This window comes from Chroococcus sp. FPU101 (assembly GCF_017312365.1).
Classification (GTDB): Bacteria; Cyanobacteriota; Cyanobacteriia; order Cyanobacteriales; family Microcystaceae; genus Chroococcus.
Genome location: NZ_BLJI01000002.1, coordinates 50,359 through 71,189, shown reverse-complemented (window position 1 = coordinate 71,189; position 20,831 = coordinate 50,359). Strand labels below are relative to the sequence as shown.

The following is a 20,831-nucleotide window of genomic DNA, read 5'->3' as shown; positions in this document are numbered from 1 at the left end:
ACTTTTGATGATTAAGTATAGAAACGGAGGTTTATAAATCCTATGAACAATCAAACGCTACGAAATCAAACCGACGAGATCTTAGAACAATTTATAGCACTTGTTCAAGCCCCCTACGGCGACTTTCAGGCTATTGGGCTTTTAGTGAATGCCACCAGTGATCCTGAAAGTATGCAAAAAATGCTGGATAGGCTTTTTCAAACTCCTTGGACTCAACTTGCTTTTAGAGAACGATTTCAATTAGGAAAAATTGATTTACACCAATTGTCGCTTTTACCTCCTGATACTTTTGGTTATGCCTATGGGGTTCATCTGTTGAGCAACGGACTAAAACCCGTTGAATTAAAATTCACAAAATCAGAAAACGATTATAGTTATTTGATGACTCATCTGACTGAAACCCATGATATTTGGCACGTTGCAATTGGGGCGGATACCAGTATGGAGGGCGAGATCAAGTTACAGGCTTTTATTGCTGCTCAATTACACTTTTCTCGTTTTGCTTTGGCGATGTTGGCTAAAAATTTCCTAAAAACCGCAATTCATGACATTGACCAAGCGGATCAACGCTTAGATGCGTTAACTCAAGGCTGGATCATGGGTAAACAGGCTAAATGTTTAGTCGGAATTAAATGGAATACTCTTTGGGAAATGCCTTTAGAACAGTTAAGAACTGAGCTATATATTATACCACAGATGGGGTATTTTGCCAATGTAAATAGGGTAATTTAGTGGCTGCGGTCTTAATTTCATCCGTATTTTGGATTAGTTGTCCACAAGAATCCCAACTACCAGCAATTAGCATAGAAAGTGATCCTTCATTGACTGAAATGGCTGCTGTAAACTGCTCGCAATGGACTTCTAAATTTTCTAGATCGAGTGTTAGTGAAGCTTGAGGGTTTTCTTGTAAGATCATTTGTATTTGTTTGACGGCTTCTGGGGAGGCAGTTACGCAGGGAACACCATTAGCGATACAATTGCCAAAAAAGATTTCTGCAAAACTTTCGCCGATAATACCTTGTATACCCCATCGGATAATCGCTTGGGGGGCGTGTTCTCTAGAAGAACCACAACCAAAATTAGCATTGACGACTAAGATTTTAGCCCCTTGATACTGGGGTAAATCAAAAGGATGTTGACCTTGCATTTGAGTGCGATCGTCGGCAAAAACCTGTTCACCGAGTCCATCAAAGGTGACACAACGCAAAAAACGGGCGGGAATAATGCGATCGGTATCAATATCATCACCACTTAAAGGAATACCTGTCCCAACAATGCGTTTAACTTGACTCATAATTTTAGTTTTTCTCCGATTGATTTTTCTGCCAGATTTTTATCATACCGTTACCGCCTCCTGCTGCCAAATATTGACCATCTTTACTTAAAGCGAGTGTAAAAATTGCGGGAGGACGAGAATCATCGGTTAAACTGAGGGTAGCGATCGCATCCTGATGGCTAGGGTGCCAAATTTTGCTTAAACCATCTGCACCTCCACTGATTAAAAATTCTCCATTTTCGCTAAAAACAAGGGCTTGTACTTGTCCTTGATGTGCCTTAAAAGTTCGGATCGGTTGGACAGTTTTTTTAATCCCTTGTTGTTCAAATTGCCACAGTTTAACACTACCATCAACACACCCCGCCCCTAAAATTTGTCCATCGGGACTAATAGCCAAAGATTTAATTGAAGAAATATTCCCACCCAAATGAGAGATTTTTTCACCGCTTCCGACTTTCCAGATATTAACAGTTCCATCACCGCCTGCACTAGCAATTAATTGTTCAAGTGGATCAAGTGCTAAAGCATAGATCGCGCCTAATGCTTCATAAGAACTTGCCGTCATTTCACCGTTTTCGACTTGCCATTGTTTAACAGATTGATCATAGCTACCACTGAGTAAGAGGGCGGCTTGATGAGCAAAGATTAAAGCATGAACCGATCCCGTATGGGCAGTCAGCAATAAATCGAGTTTTAACTGTTTTCCAGCCAAAGACCAGAGTTTAACAGTGTGGTCAAAGCTTCCCGACGCGAGATGATATTCAGTATCATGTGTGGTGAAAACAACGGCTAAGACAGCTTGATCATGAGCTTTTATAGTACTGATGATCTGACCTGTTTTCAGATCCCAGATTTTTAGCTTGTGATCCCAACTAGCAGTAGCTATAAGTTGTCCATCAGCACTGATACTCATTGAAGCGATCGCATCTTGATGTGCTTGAAATTGATGAAGGCAGTTCCATTGAGGTTCAGAGATCGTCGCCGCAGGATGAGGTACAAGATGAATACTAGGTAAAGAGGTGGGTAAGTCGGTTGGTGGCGGTTCAATATCTCGCAAGACAGGGGATGACGTTTCGGGCAGAATATTTATAATCTCTTTTTTTAAATGAAGATATGAGCGTTCAATTCGTTCAATTCGTTCTCGTAGCGCGTGGTTATTAAGATATTGTATAATCCCATTGAGAGATTGTTCTAACGTAAAGAGGTTTTCTTCAACAACTGCGAGGTTTTGGCTCATTGTTTCAGTTGCTTGAGTTGTTTTCTGGGCTAGAGGATGCAGTTCTTCACTCCATTGATGCTGTAGTTGTTTAACGGTTCCTGTCACTATTTTACGGTTACTAATTGAGGCGTGGGCTGCCCGTACACGATTAATAATATTGAGTCCAAGTGTAATCGTAAGTCCAATCAGTGTATAGATAAAAGAGTTTGTATTGAGTGCAATTAAAAGACTAATCGCTGTAATGCCATAGGACACATATTCTAAAACGTCTAGCCAATGAAGTTGATTGAGTAACATAATCGCTATTTAAAGATTTAGAATCATACGGGCGATGGTAAAATAAATCAGTACCCCAAGTACATCAACGGCAGTCGTAATAAAAGGTGCCGACATTAAAGCGGGATCTAATCCCAATGATTGAAAGATAAAGGGTAGGGTTGAACCTGCGACGGCTGCTAAAAGAGCAATTCCAACTAAACTAATACCGACTGAGATCGCCACAGCTACGTTAGCATGAAGTAAAAAATAAGCCCAAAAAGCGGCTAATGCTCCTAAAATAATTCCTAAGAGAATTCCTGCTTGAGCTTCGCGCCAGACGATTTTGAACGAACCGAGTGTACGAATTTCGTCGGTATTTAAACCCCGAATCACTACAGTCGAAGATTGCGCCCCGACATTTCCCCCCGTTCCCGTTAGTAGCGGAATAAAAGCAGTTAGGATCGCCATTTTTTCAATGATGCCAGTCTGTGTCTTAATGATAGTTCCTGTGACTGTATTCGTTAGTAACAAGACTAACAACCAAACAACGCGCTTACGAACGACGGTGATTAAATCAGTCTGAAAGTAATTATCGCCGTCTGATTGTAAACCACCGATCGCATAAATATCTTTAGTGGCTTCTTGTTGCAAAATATCTAAGATATCATCGACGGTGACGACTCCGACTAGACGCTGTTCTCGATCTACTACGGGTAATGCTAGTAAATCATAGCGTTGGATCATGTGGGCGACTTCAACTTCATCGGTATCGGTATGTACGCAAACAACTTCCCGCGTCATGATTTCCCCTAGAGTGGTTTCGGGATCACAGATCACTAAATCTCTGAGTGAAACAATTCCCGTTAACTGACGTGACGCATCGGTAACATATAGGTAATAAACGATTTCTGAAGCATTGGCTAAACTACGAATTCGTTTTAGGGTTTCGCTTAGGGTAAGGGTTTCTTTGAGGGAAATATATTCGGGTGTCATAATTCGCCCTGCGGTTCCCTCTTCATAGCCTAATAATAAAGCGGTTGATTGTCGTTCGCCTGGACTGAGTTGGGAAAGTAAACGGCGTACAATTTTAGCAGGGAGTTCATCAAATAATCTAACTCGATCGTCTGGAGACATTTTATCAACGATGTCGAGAACTTCTTGCTGTTTAAATTGTTGGATTAATGCTTGTTGAACGGTGGTGTCTAAATGTTCGTAAACTTCGATCGCTTCGGCTTTGGACAATAGACGAAAGGCAATGACCTGCATTGATTCGGGTAAACCTTCAATGGCTTCGGCAATATCGACGGGCAAAACTGGAATGAGTAGCGATTTTGCTCCCTCTAAGTTCCCTTGTTCTAACAATAGCTCGAGTTGACTACGGACTAATTGTCGTAGTTCACTGCGTAAACCGGTTTGAATCGATGTTAGATTTTCTGTCAAGGTTACCTTTTTTAAAATTCACTTCTGTGACTTATCTTACCTATAAGCTGTAAACAGTGAATAGTGATTTGCTTAATTAGCCACGAGTTCCCGTCACAATATAAGACACTCTTTGGGCTATATTGGTCGCATGGTCGGCCATTCTTTCTAAATGACGAATCATTAAGCCCATCAGTAAAATCGGTTCAACGACTCCTTTTATATCTCTTTGTTGCGCTAAAATTTCGTAGAGTCGATCATACGCATCATCTACGTTATCATCTAGCTTTTTCACTTTTTGCCCCGCTTCTGGGTCTAATTCAGTCAGAGCAACTAAACTGGTTGCTAACATAAGTTGAGCATATTCTGACATGGCGAGGATTTCTTTCATACACTCATGAGGAGGATATGAGAAAAGTTTGATCGCAATTTCGGCTAAATCTTTGGCATAATCACCTATTCGCTCTAAATCTCTCACCAGTTGCATAAAAGCACTTAATAATCTTAGATCCTGAGCTACTGGGGCTTGTAGCGTCATAAAGGTAGCACAGTCTGATTCGATTTGACGATAATAGCGATCAATTTCTTTATCTAGTTTTTTGATTTTTTGGGCTGCTTCTAGATCTCGCTCAAACAGTGAGCGATGACTTAAACGAAATGATTCTTCAACCAATGCGCCCATGCGTAAGACATCTTGTTCTAGACGTTTGAGACATCGTTCAAAGTGCGATCGTTCTGGGCGGTTGGTGTAGGCTGATAAATTCACTTGACAAATAGCAAGACCTTAAAGTTGTATATTTTAGATTCTATTTATATTAATAACAAGAAAAACTCTTTTTGAGTATAAACATAATCCCAAAGATAGATACTAACTTTTACAAGGAAAATAGCTTTAAACTAAATTTAACTAAAAACAATTTTCTTTTCTTGATCTAAATCAAGCTATTATGGCTTATGGAATGAGCATTTTTTATCTAGCAATTACTCAGTTTCATCAATTCAAAGTCACGATTTGATGACAAATTAACTGACTTTTTTGAGAGGTAGAATAATAGTAACCCATGCTCCCCCCGTTTGTGGATGGTTTTTTGCAATCATAGAGCCTTGATGAGCTTGAATAATTTGTTGAGAAATAGAAAGACCTAAACCACAACCTGGGGTTAAAGAATTTGTCTCATCTTGTCGAGTTCGAGAGAGATCACCACGATAGAGACGTTGGAAAACGTAGGGTAAATCGGTTTCTAGGAATCCAATCCCAGAATCTATAAAATCGATTTGTATTTGTTTAATTTCGTTGTTTTCCCTTTTTAAAACTATTTGTACTAAGATGGTTTCTTGCTTTGGACTATATTTAATGCAATTATTGAATAGATTTAAAAAAACTTGGGTCAAACGTGCGGGATCACCTTCTATTAAACATTCTTCTAATTCTTGATAATCTAAAGTAACTTCTTTTTGTTGAGCAATTGGTAAAATACTCTGCCAAGCGGATAGAATTAAATCTTTTACATTAACAATTTCATAATTTAATTGGTCTGGATTAGCTTGTAATTGATTAATTTCTAAATAATTTTGAATGAGTTTAATTAAACGATTAACTCTTTTAGCAGTTGCTCTACCCAACGTTTTTCGGGATTTTGCAAGCGTTTTTGTAAGGTTTCAGCAACTAAAGAGATAGAAGTTAAGGGGGTTCTGAGTTCGTGGGTTAAATCAGAAAAGGCGCGATCATGTGATTGGACAAGTTCAGCTAGCTGTTGTTGATTTTCTAGAAAAACACAAACTTTTTCATCTGGAAGTGGATAGCTATAAGCTTTAAGAGCCGTTGATTTATTAATATTAAATTTATTTTTTAGAGTTTTTTCTGTAGAATCATTGAGGGAATATTGAGTAGGGTAAAAAAACCATTCTTTAACGTGTGGTCTTTGAGTTTTTCGAGTAATTTCAATTAATTGATCTAATTCATAGGAACGCACTAACTCTAAAAGTAATCTCATTTGCCCGATTTGCCATCGATCTATTTTTAATAGTTCTTTGGCTTGCTGATTACATTTTAAAAGATGATTGTCTAAATCAACTTCTAAATAACCGATAGGTGCTGTTTCTAAAATTGATGATTGGGTTACAACTTCTTGTTCTAGTTGCTGTTGTTTTTCATACAAATAATGTATTTCTCGTCGCACTAGAGACAACAATGGTAAAGAAGTGGAAAAATCAACGGGATAGGGTGAAGTCTTCAGCAGTTGGTATAACTGGTTATTGATACGCACTCTTTGCCAATAACAGATGACAAGTCCTAAAACTAATCCAAAAATAAAGGAAAATGTATTCATTAATCTAGGGTAATTCTCTAAAGCTCAAGTCTTGATTACAATCAGTACACTTGAACTGATATAATAAATTCTCTTATGAAATTTAGCCTAACATCATTTAGGAGATGAAAGGGTAAAGGAGTTGACGCTCCCACCGATAAACATATTCCTCTAACGTTTCCCCTCCTGTGAGGAGGGGGCTAGGGGGAGAGGTGGTAAAGTAAGTGTTATTACCTATTCACAACAAAAAAGGAAGCTTAACTAGCTTCCCTCAACTAAAATTCAAATGATCTTAAAAGATATTTTTCGTTCTAGTAGCGTCTTTGTCTGTTACCGCCACCACCGCCACCACCAAACGAGCCTTTATCTTCACGCTCTCTGGCTTGGTTGACTTTCAATTCGCGCCCCATCCATTCAGCACCATCTAGGGCTTCAATAGCGGCAGCTTCTTGAACTTTAGTTTCCATTTCTACGAAAGCGAAACCTCTTTTTTTGCCTGTTTCACGATCAGTAGGAATGTGAACTCTCTGAACCTTGCCGTATTCAGTGAAGACATCAGAGAGATCTTCTTTGGTTACCTCATAGGAGAGATTACCGATAAAAATAGACATACGCTTGTACCTGTTCAATCAAAATGTTCGGAAAAAATGTAGAGAGGCTAATTTCGGAAAGAAGCTGACGAATACCAAATCTTAAATACTTTAATCTAGTTAACACTGACACCGAGCTTGGACACCGAGTTTATTTCTCTATTCGTTATTCTAACATACTTGAGAAATTTTTCAACATTTTTTGACCTTCTTGCTACGGATTAATCATTTTTTCGGGTCTAACCCATTGTTCAAACTCTTCGGAGGTTAAAAAACCTAATTCTAAACAAGCTTGTTTTAGAGTTTTTCCTTCTGCATGAGCTTTTTTAGCAACTGTCGCGGCATTCTCATAGCCGATATGAGGGTTTAAGGCTGTAACTAACATCAAGGAATTTTCTAGATAATACTCAATCTGTTGATGATTAGGTTGAATACCGATGACTAAATGTTCCTTGAAAGAACGGCAAGCATCTGCTAATAAATCAATTGAGTGTAACAAATTATGAATCATCACAGGCTTAAAGACATTTAATTCAAAATTTCCCTGTGTACCTGCGATCGCTATTGTGGTATCATTCCCGATGACCTGTAGACAAACCATCGTCATCGCCTCGCTTTGTGTCGGGTTGACTTTTCCAGGCATAATCGAGGAACCAGGTTCATTTTCAGGTAAAATTAATTCACCTAAGCCACATCTAGGCCCTGATCCTAACCAACGAATATCATTCGCAATTTTCATCAAGGAACAGGCTATGGTTTTGAGGGTACCACTGGTTGCAACTAGAGCATCATGACTTGCTAAAGCTGCAAATTTATTCGGTGCGCTAGTGAAAGGTAGTCCCGTCAATAAAGCAATCTTTTCGGCAGAACGTTGAGCAAATTCGGGATGAGTATTTAGACCTGTTCCGACTGCGGTTCCACCGAGAGCCAATTCATATAAATCAGGTAAACTATTTTTAATTCGTTGGATACTTTGGTCTAATTGGGCGACATATCCTGAAAATTCTTGTCCCAAGGTTAAAGGTACCGCATCCATTAAGTGAGTGCGACCGATTTTAATAATATTTTGAAATTCTTCGGCTTTTTGTGCGATCGCATCCCGTAATTGACTAACATTAGGAATGAGTTGATTAATAATTTCTGTAGCCGCGACAATGTGCATCGCCGTCGGGAAAGTATCATTAGAAGATTGGGACATATTAACGTGATCATTCGGATGGATCGGTTTTTTACTGCCCATCGTTCCACCCGCTAATTCTATCGCACGATTGGCGATCACTTCATTAACGTTCATATTAGTTTGGGTGCCACTTCCCGTTTGCCAAACTCTTAAGGGAAAATGATCCATTAATTTCCCTTCTATCACCTCATCCGCAACAGATATAATTAATTGTGCTTGTTCTGTGGGAAGTTTTCCTAAATCATGATTCACCATTGCTGCGGCTTTTTTTAGGATACCAAAAGCGCGGATCAATTCTGGGTGCATCTGATCATTACCGATATCAAAATGAATCAAAGAACGTTGTGTTTGTGCGCCCCAGTAGCGATCGTTTTCCACTTCGATCTCACCCATACTGTCTTTTTCGATACGATGCGTCATAAAAGTAAAATCAGTCCTTAACAAATTTCAATATTAGATATTTTAGAAGAAAGTCAAAGTCATAAATTTTTTAAAACTGTGATTTTTGCGGCTATTTCTGGGAATACTAACACTGTAAATCCACGTAGCTAGGTTGAACAAGAAGTCAAGCGTGTCATCTAAAATCGCTAGAACCTTTCTATACTGCCTAGTCTAGCTTATTCCGTCAGTTGTAGTCGTAAAAACATGGATACCCTAGAACTAAAATTTCTTCTCAAACTTTTGAGCAAGGATAATTATCAAGCTTCCTTGAGTGAGATTAAACTTAATGATAAAACCAAGGCAGCCGAAAGAAATAAGATTTGTCGTCAGTTGCGCGATCGTAAATTAATAGACTGTAAGGAAGAAATTAAAACCATTAAGCTGACACCTGATGGTAAAAATGTACTCAAACTGGAAAATTCCCCGTATCCTCTGAGTAGAGAAGAACAAAAAATCCTGCAAGCTTGCCAACAAGGAGCGATCAAACCAAGCCAAATCAAAAAAATTCTTGCAAAAACACGAGATGAACTGATCCAGAAATTTATAGACAAAGGCTATTTAGAAGTAGCAAGTACAGAGATCAAGGAAGTATCGCTATCAGAAAAGGGACAAGAATTTTTAGCCAATGAATATCAACCAACGGGTGAAGAAAATTTTATTCTGAGTTCATCAATGTTAAAAGGTTATTTATCTTTGATTCGTAAATTTATCTTAGTTGGGATTGAGCATCAAAAAATTATTAATCAAGACTTAAATCTTCCGAAACCCAATGATGATGAAATCTTACAGACTATTATCAACCTTGATCAAGAACTTGGAACCGAAAACTTTCTACCGATTTTTTATCTAAGAGAAAAATTACAGCCACCCTTGTCACGAAATGAATTAGATCAAGCACTTTATCGTTTGGAGAAGCAAGACAAACTAGAATTGAGTACTTTAGTTGAATCTGTTCATTATACCCCTGAGCAAATTCAAGCAGGTATACCGCAAGGTATCGGCGGTTGTTTATTTTTCTTGATTACTAACTAATTTCTGTGATTTTTCTTTGTTTTCTCTATACACTTTTTAATGTACTAACATGGCGACTTTAGATGACATCATTTTAAAAGAAGGTAATCCTTTCGATCCTATAACTTTTACAACTGGCAATTTCTGGACAGATAACCAACCTACCTCATCTTTAGTTGAATCTATTCATCAAGAGGCAATTAATCAAGTTACAGAAACGCTTGTGGAAATGAAGAAAGATCATGCAACTCGTAGCATTATATTAGAGGGTGACAGAGGTTCTGGAAGAAGTTATCTTTTGGGTCGTCTTAAAAAGAAACTAAACTCAGAAGCTTTTTTTGCTTATATCGAACCTTGGCCGAGTAACGATTATATGTGGAGACATACTCTCCGCTATGTTGTAAATAGTTTAATTTATACACCCAAAGGACAACAAGAATCTCAATTGCTTCTTTGGTTAAAAAGTTTACCTGTCTTTTATGATCAAGGATTAATTAAACTTTTGCTCGGAGAAAGAAAAGCTTTTATTAATCAACTAACTACTCAATATCCTCATCTAGATCAAGCGCAGCAGTTCTTTAGCATTTTATACGAATTGACACAACCAGATAAATCTTTTTTGGCTTATCAATGGCTAAGAGGAGACGATCTTAGCGAAGAAGATCTAGAAAATTTGGGAGTTCATCGTGCAATCGATGATGAAGTTATAGCCAGATTAATTTTAGGTAATTTTGGTAAAATTACAGATGCAACTATCCCAATTGTACTGTGCTTCGATCAAGTAGAACTCGGGCCACAATTATCTAATGGTTCTCGTGATATTAGTGGTTTTTTCAAAATTAACACAACTTTTCACAATAATCAATTTAAAAACTTTCTCGTAATTATTAGTATTGAAAGAAACAACTGGAACAGGTATTAAAATACAATTCCACAGTCTGATTTAACCCGAATTCAAAAAAAGATTTCACTCAAAAAAATTAGCTTGGAGCAAGTAGAAGCACTTTGGTCAAATCGACTTTATCCGATACATTCTCAAATTAATCCTCTGCCAGATTCTTTAATTGCACCATTAGACAAAAAAAAATTAGATGCTAACTTTCCTAGTGGAAAAGCTAATTTAAGAGCATCATTAAATTATGGTGGAATCTTATATGCAGAGTATAAATCAAGTATAGAAATAATCAAACCACCTATCGACCCAATTATAGCTTTTAAATTAATTTGGCAAGATGAATTTAATAAAACAAAGTCTGTAGTGCAACAAATATGTGATTTTTCAGGAGTACAACTAATTGATATGCTACAAAAAAATCTAAAAGCTTTACAGGCTAAAAATATTAAGTCAAGGCTTTTAAAGAGTCTGAGCTATACTAATTATTCATTGAGTTGTAATCTTTCTGAAAATTCTCAGAAAAAAACTGGGATATTTTGGTATGAAGCACCGCATATGAGTAGTTTTTTTCATGCTATGAATGCTAGTAAAATAGTAATTGATAACAACTACTGCGACTTGTTTATACTGATCAGAGCCGCAAAATTAGGTAAGCCAAATACTAAAGGTTATCAACTGTATGAAAGTATGTTCGGTGCTACTACTCCCCATACACATATCATTCCTTCTTTAGAAGATGTTCACTATCTCAGAACTTATCAAAAATTAGCCTATGAAGCTGAATCAGGAGATTTAAACGTTAACTTTCAGACAATTGATTTACCGACACTAGAACAGTTAGTTAGAGATTCAGGTGTCTTAAAAGATTGTCAGTTATTGCAAAAATTAGGGCTGTTTGAAGCTCCTCCATCTCCTGATGTCCAGATGAAAGAAAAAGCTCAAAAATTTTTGATCAACTTATTACAAAAAGAATGTTTATTAGGTCGCTCTTTTATTATTGGAAAACTGAGAAATCAATTTATTGCTCTAAGTGATGTTGATTGTGAGGAAATTTTACAAGATGTGCATATAAGAGGCTCATTAACTATTATCAATCCTTCACCAGCCAAACCTAAAGAACAGCTTGTTGCTTGGGTTCCTCAGTCTAGTTAATTTCTCTAAATTAGACTAATTTTTTACAAACAATAAACCTTAATTCTATGTACCCTCATGCCAAAATACTTAACTCAAGCTAGTGAAATCGTAAATGCAATTAATCATCTTTCGTCTTATCCTGTTCTCTGGTTAGATACAGAAATAGCAGATTGGAGAACACGTAAACCTCGCTTATCTATTATTCAAATTTCAGCAAATTTACAAGATTTTTCGGGAATTAATGTCTATATTCTTGATGTATTAGATAAGTCAGATCTGATAGATTATTTTATCGAGCAGATTATGATGAATTCGGATATCGAGAAAGTTTTTCACAATGCTAGTTATGATTTAAGATTTTTAGGAGGAAAACCAACCAAAAATATAACTTGTACTTTAAAAATAGCTAAAAACATCACTCGTGAAAAATTGAAAGTTTCAGATTTAAAACTTAAAACTTTAGCTGCTCAATTATGTAATTTTTCTCTGGTTGATGATAAGGGTACAAGTGACTGGGGTAAACGTCCTCTAACACCTGAACAACTTAGTTACGCCACAATGGATGTAATTTATTTAGCTCATGTTCATGATTATTTATTAAACTTTGGAAAAATTAAAATGAGTCGATTACTAGATGCTGTAATTCAATTTTTTCAAGACGAAAACTGGAGTTATCAAAAAAGTTCAGATGAAGATGTATTAATATTGAGTGTTCAGGGAGATGAAGAACAATGGGATTGTTTCGCAAAAACAGTAGAAGAGCAAGATTACTTTATTTTTTATTCTGTTTATCCGAAGCCAATTCCACAACAAAATACTTTATCTGTTGCAGAGTTTTTAATGCAAATTAATGCTGTCGTTAACTTTGGAAATTTTGAAATGAATGAGCAACTTACGAAAATTTATTACAAAACTAGCATTAAAGTGACAAATTATGTATTAAGTCAAGCTTTGATTAAAAATATTGTTTATATGAATATACAAGTAATGGACAGTTTTATCAAAAAAATAGAAGAGGTTAGTATGGGGAGAAAAATGACTGAAGTATTACAGACTAAAATTGTTGCTTAAGTAAAGGAAGAACATGAATAAATTATTTGTATCTTTTGGCAATATTTTTAGAAAGGAAACCGAAAATACACAAGGTAATCTATATCAAATTACAAAAAAATGGCTACGTGAGCAAAAAATTAAATTTAAAGAAGAGCCAGAACGATCGGTAATCAGTTTTGTTACTTCCCAATCAAAAAGTGAGACAGATTGGATAGTTTTTATTGATGTATTTTTGGATATAGATGAAGATAATCAGCAAGTCACTTTATCTTCTATTCTTCCTTATCAATTCACTTCTCATCAACAATCAGAAGTCATAAAATTTTTGATGAGTCTTAATTCTCATATTCTGTTCGGCAATTTTGAAATCGATTTTACGAATCAGTTAATCATTTTTCAAAATAGTCTGATGGTAAAAGACGATCGCTTAACTTCTGAACTTCTTCAAAATCTTTTTGAAGATAATTTTGAGCAAGTAAAAATTTATCTTCCTCTAATTGAGTCTATACTTAACGAACCGCAAAAGGACAATATTGAAGACTTACTAGAATGTCAAACTACTACTGATGAAATCATCCAAGAATATTACCCTATTTGTGTCGATCTTATAGACCCCATCAATTTACCTTCTTTAAATTTAAAACATATCCAATTAGCACAGCAATGTCCACGTTTATTTTATTTAGTTTCTCATCAAGGAGGTGAAACTAATTTTAAGCACGAGCAGGAATCGTCTAAGCAGTTATTTAATGAATTGTTAGATCAACTGATAAGCAAAGTTCTTACAGATAACCGTTTTAGTCAGCTATTAAATTTATCAACAGACCAACTAAACACTGAAAATGTAGCTCAAGAAATAAAAGAATTATCTTATATATCTGTAATTTTTAATTATATACAAACACATATTAAAACAAATCCACAGCAAGCTATTATTTTTCAGGCTATCTGGCAGATACTCACCGATTTATTCAAACGATGGACAGATATTTTAATCGATAATCGCCATTTTTATTCAAGTGATACAGTTTTTGCTAAAACGTTTGTTGCTCAAAATATTTCAGTAGAACATCAATTTAAGTTAGCTAATCAACAGCAAACTATTAAAGGAAGTTTACGCGACTTTGTGTATAACTGGAAACAAAAAGAATTACTAATGATTCGTTATCAAGCTAATTCATTAATTGATTCACTTTCTCAAGAAATAGATCTTGTTCTATCCAGTTATTTGCTACAAAAACAATTAAACATTCCAATTAGTTCAGTTACTTATTTAAGACTTCCAGATGCTAAAGAGATAACTTATTCTTGGTGTCAAATTGAATCCATTTTTTGGCAATTTATTACCCAGAAGATACCACAGTTACATCAATGGCTAGAGTGGAAAGATCCTAACCCTAATTCTCCACCTTCTACATCTTATCAACAACTTTGTACTATTTGCCCTCAACAGAAGACTTGTCAAAGCTTATTCAATCCTCATTCTGTTATAATATCTCCACCTCCTCCACCTGTTGTTACAGACACAATCGGACAAGAATTAGTATCGATTTTAAAAGCTTTTAGTGTTCAAGTTGAGTATATTGGTTCGGTTCTGGCTCCTTCTTTTATCAGAGTAAAAATTAAGCCCGCACCAGGAGTAAAAGTTGTAACAATTGTCAATCGTTCAGATGATTTACAGGTGCATCTAGGTTTAGAATCACCACCAATGCTACAACCTCAAGCAGGGTTTATCAGTGTAGATATTCCGCGAAAAGATCGCCAAACTGCAAGATTTGAGCAGTATATTTCTAAATCTACCAGTGAGCAAATGACAATCGCTATCGGAATTGACTTAAATGGAAAGCTAATAGAAGCAGATTTAGCCGATCCGAATACGTGTCATTTCCTAGTTGCAGGGGGTACAGGAAGCGGGAAAAGTGAGTTTTTGCGATCGTTATTACTGAGTTTATTAGTTCGTCATTCACCCGATACGTTACAAATTGCCTTAGTCGATCCTAAACGTGTGACATTTTCTGAGTGTGAAAAATTGCCTTGGTTATATGCACCAATTGTTAAAGACACCGAAGACGCAATTAATTTAATGAATCAATTAGTAGAAATCATGGAGGAACGTTATCAAATCTTAGATAAAGCCAAATGTCCCGATCTGAAAACCTATAATCAATTGACTGATTCTCCTTTGTCGAGAATTGTCTGTATTTTCGATGAATACGCTGATTTTATGACCGAAAAAGAAAGCCGTACTCAATTAGAAAATAGTATAAAACGTTTAGGAGCAAAAGCGAGAGCAGCAGGAATTCATCTAATTATTTCTACACAGCGTCCAGATGCTACAGTTGTTACACCTTTGATTCGGTCTAATTTACCTGGAAGAATTGCACTTAGAACAAATAGCGAAGCTGATTCACAAATTATTTTAGGCGATAAATTAGCGGCTAAACTCCTTGGAAAAGGCGATTTACTTTATAAAATGGCTGGTAAATTAGAACGACTACAATCATTGTTTGTCGAAAAATTTTTTATTTAGTAATTAAAATTAACTGCTTTATTGATATCAACATATGCTTTATTGTAACAACTCTCAATGTTCGCAACCGTTTAACCCTGTTAATGTTCAAACCTGCCGTAACTGTGGCTCATCTAACTTATTATCTCTATTTCATCATCAGTATCAAATCATTCGTGAATTAGGTAGTGGAGGGTTTGGTAGAACTTATGAAGCCAGAGATATTCACAAATTTAATTATCCTTGTGTAATTAAACATTTATCTCCTCTAGGTCAAAAGCCAGATGATCAAATTATTTCTCTTTTTAACCAAGAAGCGCAACAATTACATGACTTTGGTAAACATCCTCAAATCCCTGATCTTTATGCTTTTTTTGAACACAATAAACAATTATATTTGATTCAGGAATTTATTTCAGGTGAAAATTTATTAACTGAATTAAAAAGTAATGGTACTTTTGATGAAGAAAAAATTATTCATTTATTAAAACAACTATTACCAGTTTTAAAATTACTACATAATCATAACATTATTCATAGAGATATTAAACCCGAAAATATTATTTGTCGTTCTACGATATCATCAGAAAAAAATCTGGGTGAAATTGTTTTAATTGATTTTGGCATTTCTAAAAAATTAATTAGTGAATCTAAAAATCAAATAGGTACAATTATCGGAACTATTGGTTATGCACCTCCCGAACAGATAACGATGGGTGAAGTTTCTTTTAGTAGTGATTTGTATAGTTTAGGGGTAACTTGTATTCGATTATTGACTGGAAAATTATATAATCATAGTATATCAGACGTTTTATATGATACTTCTACAGGACGGTGGAAATGGCGAGATTATATACATCCAGAAATAAAGATCAGTGAGCAACTTAAATCAATTTTAGATAAATTAATACAAAGAACCGTTAAAGATAGATACCAAAATGCCGATGAAGTTCTTAATGATTTAAAGAAAATACAACAACTTCCTCAAACTACAATGAATTTAAAATATTCTCCAAGAAGAATACAAAGAAGTAATAATTATCGTGAAGTTAGCGAAATTGTTTTAGAACAAGCTGAGAAAAAAGAATTAGTCAGAATTGCAAAACTTTCTGTACCCCTGCTCGAAATGCGTCTAAATAATTCTGCTATATCCAGTGGCAGTAGTTTTATGTATAAACAAATAATTGATTTGAATAAACACAAATCGCGTTGTTACTTTATGACTAATTTACACGTTATTAGTCAGATACTTAATTGGCCAGAATTTATTCAAAAATACTTAAATTTTAAAGCTGATATTGATTTAAAAATTGTAGCGATTTGGAATCAACAAGAATTTTTAATTGAGCAATTTATTATCCCTAAAAATGCCATTACAAAAATTGATGGTTCTCAAGCTGATGTACAACATTTAGACTTTGCTTTATTCCATATTGATATAGATAATACAGAATTTTTAGACTTCTTTGGGATTGCTAAAAATTCAGAACTAGAAATAGGTGATACACTTTATGCTTTTGGTTATCCCAAAGGGTTTGGTTTTGCCATGTCTAATGGAATTGTTAGCCAGATTCATGAAGATTATCAAGAAGGTAAACATCCATCAATTACTAGAGGAACAATTCAACATAATATTCTAATTAATCCTGGAAATTCGGGCGGCCCAACGATTAATGAATTTGGCGAAATTATTGGTATTTCGACACGGGGACTATCAATATCAGTGGCAGTGGGAATTAATTTTTCACTTAAGATTAAAGATATTTTGCAATCATTACAAAATTATCAAAGTTTTCAATTATTCAATACTACGAAATATTTAATTAATCTTAAAAGTGTAATCGCTTAGTTAATTATCAAAAATATAATGGCTCAAAATCCTTCATTTAGTGTCACTAAAGTTAAAGTTGCTTTTGAATGTCCTAGATTATTCTATTTGGGTCATAAGTTTGGTGGAAAGCTAATGTGTAATTCACCTGAAAAAACTCTAGGAATTGGCATTACTTATCATGGTTTAGCAGAAAAATGTCTTGATGCGATGCGACACGAGCCAAAATTTAGCGAATTTTTAGAAGGTTCACCAGAACAAATTAATCAAGAAAAATTAAATCAACAGATTAAAAATTTATTATATGAACTGATCTTTTTACCTTATTTACGTGAAATCAAAAAAAATTATCATAAAAAAGTTGATTTTTTACTAAAACTGTGGCAGGGTTTAACCAGTTTAATTGATGATTGGACAACATTACTGATTTTGAATCGCCATTTTTGTTCGGCTGATAAAGTTATTAAAAAAACCTTCATTTTGCAAGAATATGTTCTCAAATATAATTTTAAATTACCTAATAATCAAGAGCAAATTGTACGAGGAAAACTGGATAGTCTAATTTTTAACTTTTCTAGAAACCGTCTCGCTGTTGTTGATTATAAAACCTATCCTGCTTCTAATGCGATCGCTCAATTTGTTCAAGTAGCACTATACAGCTACATGCTACAACAAACGAAAGGAATTCCTGTCGATGCCCAAGTTTCCTATATCTTTCCTAACTTGAAAACAGATTTTTATAGTTGGGAAAAACTAGAAGAAACAATCTATCAATCTATTCTATACAAATTACAACAGATGCAAGAATGGTTAACTTGGGAAAGTGGAGACTCAGAACCGCCACCTGCTACCATTCATCCTCATTTATGTAATCTTTGCCCTCAAAAACGAAAGTGTCAAAGCTTTTTTGAAAATACAGAAGCCAGTTAAAGTCTTTGTCAAATAAGGGTTTGAAGACCAAACCCTTAGATTACATATTATTTTTCTTTTTTCGGTGACAGTAGCATCATCATATTACGCCCTTCTTTTTTAGGGGCTTGTTGAATCTCAGCGTGTTCCTCTAAATCAATCGCCATGCGTTTGAGTAATTCTTCTGCTAAGTTAGAGTGTTGAATTTCTCGCCCACGAAAAGTGATGGTTGCTTTGACCTTATCTCCATCTTTGAGAAAGCGTTTTGCTTGGTTAACGCGAACATGATAATCATGGTCATCGATCTTGTAGCGCATTTTGACTTCTTTTACATCTGCTGTATGCTGCTTTTTCTTCGCTTCTCTGGCTCTTTTTTCTTGTTCAAATTTATATTTACCGTAATCCATAATACGGCACACGGGCGGGTCGGCTGTTTCGCTGACCAAAACAAGATCAAGTTCTTTTTCCTCGGCCATCCGTAACGCATCGTCAGGCGTTAATATACCTAACTGTCCACCATCGCTATCGATGACGCGGATAGTCGGAAAGCGGATTCTTTCGTTAATTTGAGGCAGATCGCGTTGATTACGTTTTCTTTCAGTCACAGGCTTTTGTTATCGTCTCCGATGAGTATATAAAATAGAATTTGAGTCAGTGATCAATAAACGGTTTGGCATTGACTCTATGTTCTTTAATTTTAATTGTACTTAAACTGTTTGGATTTGTTTTTAATTGAACTTAATCCAATTTCTTCCGCTTACGTTCATGTGACTAAAATAGGATAAGAGAGATTGTAAACATTTTTTACGTTGAGGGATAAAGTGTGACCGTTGCGACGCATTGGAGACAGCGTATCGGTAATCAGAGGGATTGGGTCTGGCGGGGTTGGCAAATTCGTTACACTTTTATGCGCTCCTCTTCAGAATTAGAACAAGTGAATCCCCCTATTATTCTACTACATGGCTTTGGAGCAGCGATCGAACATTGGCGATACAATATCCCTGTTCTGAGTCAGCAACATCGAGTTTATGCTTTAGATTTATTGGGTTTTGGTGCATCGAGAAAAGCCTATGTTACCTATAACACAGAGCTTTGGGTTGAGCAAGTTTATGATTTTTGGCGGACTTTTATTAAAAAACCTGTAATTTTAGTCGGTAACTCGGTAGGTTCTCTGGTTTGTTTATTGGCTGCATCTCGCTATCCCGAAATGGTGAAAGGAATTGCTATGCTTAGTTTACCCGATGTTTCCCTCAGACAAGAAGCCCTTCCAGGTTTCTTATCTCCTCTGGTGACGAATATTGAAAATTTATTTGCTTCACCCCTGCTTTTAAAACCTTTATTTCGCTTTTTGCGTCGTCCTGAAATCCTGCGAAAATGGGCTGGTATTGCTTATGAAGACAAAAAAGCTGTCACCGATGAATTAATACATATTTTAGCCGCCCCCGCCCAAGATGAAGGGGCAGAACGAGCTTTTTGTGCTTTGTTTGAAACCTCGCGTAATCCAAGTTTTTCGCCTTCAGTTCGGCAACTTTTACCTAATTTATCGATACCGATGCTGTTGTGTTGGGGTAGTCAAGATAAAATGGTTCCTTTTGCCCTAGCTTCTATTTTCAGTGATCTTAATCCTAGAATTGAAAGAGTTGATTTTGAGCAAGCGGGTCATTGTCTGCACGATGAATGTCCCGATCGCTTTAATGCTATCTTGCTAGCCTGGATTAAGAAACATTTTCATCTTAAAAAGGCTTTAGATGTGTGATAAAATACAAAATCTAGCTGGAATGCCGATTGCTTAGAAGTAGAGATAAAAATTGATTGCCATGAAACACACCCTTTCGGTTTTAGTGGAAGATGAGGCTGGAGTTTTAAGTCGCATCGCTGGCTTATTTGCGCGTCGCGGTTTTAATATTGAGAGTTTAGCAGTAGGGCCTGGGGAACAATTAGGCATTTCTAGAATTACGATGGTTGTCCCTGGAAGTGAAGATGATATTGAACAGCTAACTAAACAACTCTACAAGCTGATTAATGTCCTAAAAGTACAAGATATCACCCAAACCCCCGCCGTTGAACGGGAATTGATGCTAATTAAAGTGAATGCGAATGCCAGCAGTCGCGCTGAAGTTATTGAACTCGCTCAAGTTTTCCGCGCCCGAATTGTTGATATTTCTGAAGAAACCTTGACAATTGAGGTCGTCGGTGACCCAGGTAAAATGGTCGCTATCATGCAAATGTTGAATAAATTTGGCATTCGAGAAGTAGCAAGAACGGGTAAAATCGCCTTAATTCGTGAGTCTGGTGTCAATACAGAATACCTCAAATCTTTAGAAGCCAAAGTGTAGTTTACTCTTTAATAGGCTGTTGCGAGGCTATCAAAGCTTGTTGTACAAGTTTTGGGTAAATAATTAAAAAATACACCCACCAAACGAGGATAGGGAAAGAAACCCCGACAACAAGCCAAATTTTTTGAAAAAGGAACCAACTAGCCGCGATAATAACGATGCCAGTCAGTAAAATTGACCAAGGTTGACACCACCAAGGTTTATAGTCCCAAACATTAAGCGATTTTGTGTTTGACATGATTATTTGTGGGTTTCTTGAGTTGCTTGTCTAACTTGTTCGATTTCTAAGTCTAAAGCTTGTGCGATTTGCTCCAAACTCAATCCTAACGCGACTAAACGAGGTACAGATTCTAATTTTGCGGCTATTTTCCCTTCTTTTCGACCTTCTTCTCGACCCTCGTGATACACTATAGTTTGTTTTAAATCATTTAAACTAAACATTGCTTCTATCTCCTGCCTACTGA

The 20,831-nt window shown here is 35.9% G+C and carries 19 protein-coding genes and 1 pseudogene; 10 read left to right on the top strand and 10 right to left on the bottom strand.

Annotated elements, in window-relative coordinates; all coding sequences use genetic code 11:
- Positions 1-42: 42 nt before the first annotated feature.
- A complete protein-coding gene (locus tag CFPU101_RS02880; RefSeq protein ID WP_206813836.1) occupies positions 43-732 on the top strand; it encodes a Coq4 family protein in 690 nt (229 codons plus the stop codon).
- Here CFPU101_RS02880 and leuD read toward each other — a convergent pair.
- The 7 genes and pseudogenes from leuD to fumC form a co-directional block, all read right to left on the bottom strand.
- Positions 686-1,294 (bottom strand): 3-isopropylmalate dehydratase small subunit, encoded by a 609-nt coding sequence (gene leuD, locus CFPU101_RS02875; protein WP_206813835.1) that lies wholly within the window; start codon positions 1,292-1,294, stop codon positions 686-688. The two genes, CFPU101_RS02880 and leuD, sit on opposite strands and share 47 nt — an antisense overlap.
- A gap of 4 nt (positions 1,295-1,298) precedes the next feature.
- A complete protein-coding gene (locus CFPU101_RS02870) occupies positions 1,299-2,792 on the bottom strand; it encodes a WD40 repeat domain-containing protein (protein WP_206813834.1) in 1,494 nt (497 codons plus the stop codon).
- 9 nt (positions 2,793-2,801) lie between these two features.
- The gene (gene mgtE, locus CFPU101_RS02865) at positions 2,802-4,193 is read right to left on the bottom strand and encodes a magnesium transporter (protein ID WP_206813833.1); all 1,392 of its coding nucleotides are present in this window, start codon (positions 4,191-4,193) and stop codon (positions 2,802-2,804) included.
- 76 nt (positions 4,194-4,269) lie between these two features.
- The gene (gene phoU, locus CFPU101_RS02860; protein ID WP_206813832.1) at positions 4,270-4,938 is read right to left on the bottom strand and encodes a phosphate signaling complex protein PhoU; all 669 of its coding nucleotides are present in this window, start codon (positions 4,936-4,938) and stop codon (positions 4,270-4,272) included.
- Between the two features lie 257 nt (positions 4,939-5,195).
- Positions 5,196-6,502 (bottom strand): annotated as a pseudogene (locus CFPU101_RS02855) (ATP-binding protein).
- 290 nt (positions 6,503-6,792) lie between these two features.
- Positions 6,793-7,092, bottom strand: a complete 300-nt coding sequence (locus tag CFPU101_RS02850; RefSeq protein ID WP_206814121.1) for an RNA-binding protein — start codon at positions 7,090-7,092, stop codon at positions 6,793-6,795.
- Positions 7,093-7,285: 193 nt separating this feature from the next.
- The gene (gene fumC, locus CFPU101_RS02845) at positions 7,286-8,671 is read right to left on the bottom strand and encodes a class II fumarate hydratase (protein WP_206813831.1); all 1,386 of its coding nucleotides are present in this window, start codon (positions 8,669-8,671) and stop codon (positions 7,286-7,288) included.
- 225 nt (positions 8,672-8,896) lie between these two features.
- Here fumC and CFPU101_RS02840 point away from each other — a divergent pair, with 225 nt between their 5' ends.
- The 7 genes from CFPU101_RS02840 to CFPU101_RS02810 all read left to right on the top strand — a co-directional run bounded on the left by CFPU101_RS02840 (position 8,897) and on the right by CFPU101_RS02810 (position 18,052).
- Positions 8,897-9,724 carry a hypothetical protein gene (locus CFPU101_RS02840; RefSeq protein WP_206813830.1) on the top strand — a complete coding sequence of 276 codons (828 nt, stop codon included), beginning with the start codon at positions 8,897-8,899 and terminating at the stop codon, positions 9,722-9,724.
- A 49-nt stretch (positions 9,725-9,773) separates the two neighbouring features.
- Positions 9,774-10,625 carry a P-loop NTPase fold protein gene (locus CFPU101_RS02835; protein ID WP_206813829.1) on the top strand — a complete coding sequence of 284 codons (852 nt, stop codon included), beginning with the start codon at positions 9,774-9,776 and terminating at the stop codon, positions 10,623-10,625.
- Between the two features lie 63 nt (positions 10,626-10,688).
- Positions 10,689-11,750, top strand: coding sequence for a hypothetical protein (locus tag CFPU101_RS02830; RefSeq protein ID WP_206813828.1), 1,062 nt, complete (start codon positions 10,689-10,691; stop codon positions 11,748-11,750).
- Between the two features lie 57 nt (positions 11,751-11,807).
- On the top strand, positions 11,808-12,803 hold the full coding sequence (locus CFPU101_RS02825; protein WP_206813827.1) for a YbjN domain-containing protein: 996 nt from the start codon (positions 11,808-11,810) through the stop codon (positions 12,801-12,803).
- 13 nt (positions 12,804-12,816) lie between these two features.
- Complete coding sequence (locus CFPU101_RS02820) at positions 12,817-15,315, top strand: DNA translocase FtsK (protein ID WP_206813826.1); 2,499 nt, start codon at positions 12,817-12,819, stop codon at positions 15,313-15,315.
- 34 nt (positions 15,316-15,349) lie between these two features.
- Positions 15,350-17,143: a protein kinase gene (locus CFPU101_RS02815; protein ID WP_206813825.1), complete on the top strand. Its 1,794-nt coding sequence runs from the start codon at positions 15,350-15,352 to the stop codon at positions 17,141-17,143.
- 18 nt (positions 17,144-17,161) lie between these two features.
- The gene (locus CFPU101_RS02810; protein WP_206813824.1) at positions 17,162-18,052 is read left to right on the top strand and encodes a PD-(D/E)XK nuclease family protein; all 891 of its coding nucleotides are present in this window, start codon (positions 17,162-17,164) and stop codon (positions 18,050-18,052) included.
- A gap of 47 nt (positions 18,053-18,099) precedes the next feature.
- Here CFPU101_RS02810 and infC read toward each other — a convergent pair whose 3' ends face one another.
- Positions 18,100-18,636 carry a translation initiation factor IF-3 gene (gene infC / locus CFPU101_RS02805; RefSeq protein WP_206813823.1) on the bottom strand — a complete coding sequence of 179 codons (537 nt, stop codon included), beginning with the start codon at positions 18,634-18,636 and terminating at the stop codon, positions 18,100-18,102.
- Positions 18,637-18,854: 218 nt separating this feature from the next.
- On the opposite strand from infC, the gene CFPU101_RS02800 reads away from it, so the two are divergent.
- On the top strand, positions 18,855-19,787 hold the full coding sequence (locus CFPU101_RS02800; protein ID WP_206813822.1) for an alpha/beta fold hydrolase: 933 nt from the start codon (positions 18,855-18,857) through the stop codon (positions 19,785-19,787).
- Between the two features lie 61 nt (positions 19,788-19,848).
- A complete protein-coding gene (gene ilvN / locus CFPU101_RS02795; protein ID WP_206813821.1) occupies positions 19,849-20,367 on the top strand; it encodes an acetolactate synthase small subunit in 519 nt (172 codons plus the stop codon).
- A gap of 1 nt (position 20,368) precedes the next feature.
- Here ilvN and CFPU101_RS02790 read toward each other — a convergent pair whose 3' ends face one another.
- Together CFPU101_RS02790 and CFPU101_RS02785 are read right to left on the bottom strand one after the other, a co-directional pair.
- The gene (locus CFPU101_RS02790) at positions 20,369-20,605 is read right to left on the bottom strand and encodes a DUF6737 family protein (protein ID WP_206813820.1); all 237 of its coding nucleotides are present in this window, start codon (positions 20,603-20,605) and stop codon (positions 20,369-20,371) included.
- Positions 20,606-20,607: 2 nt separating this feature from the next.
- Entirely contained in the window at positions 20,608-20,808 is a 201-nt protein-coding gene (locus CFPU101_RS02785) for an aspartate aminotransferase (protein WP_242577763.1), read from the bottom strand.
- Between the last annotated feature and the right edge of the window lie 23 nt (positions 20,809-20,831).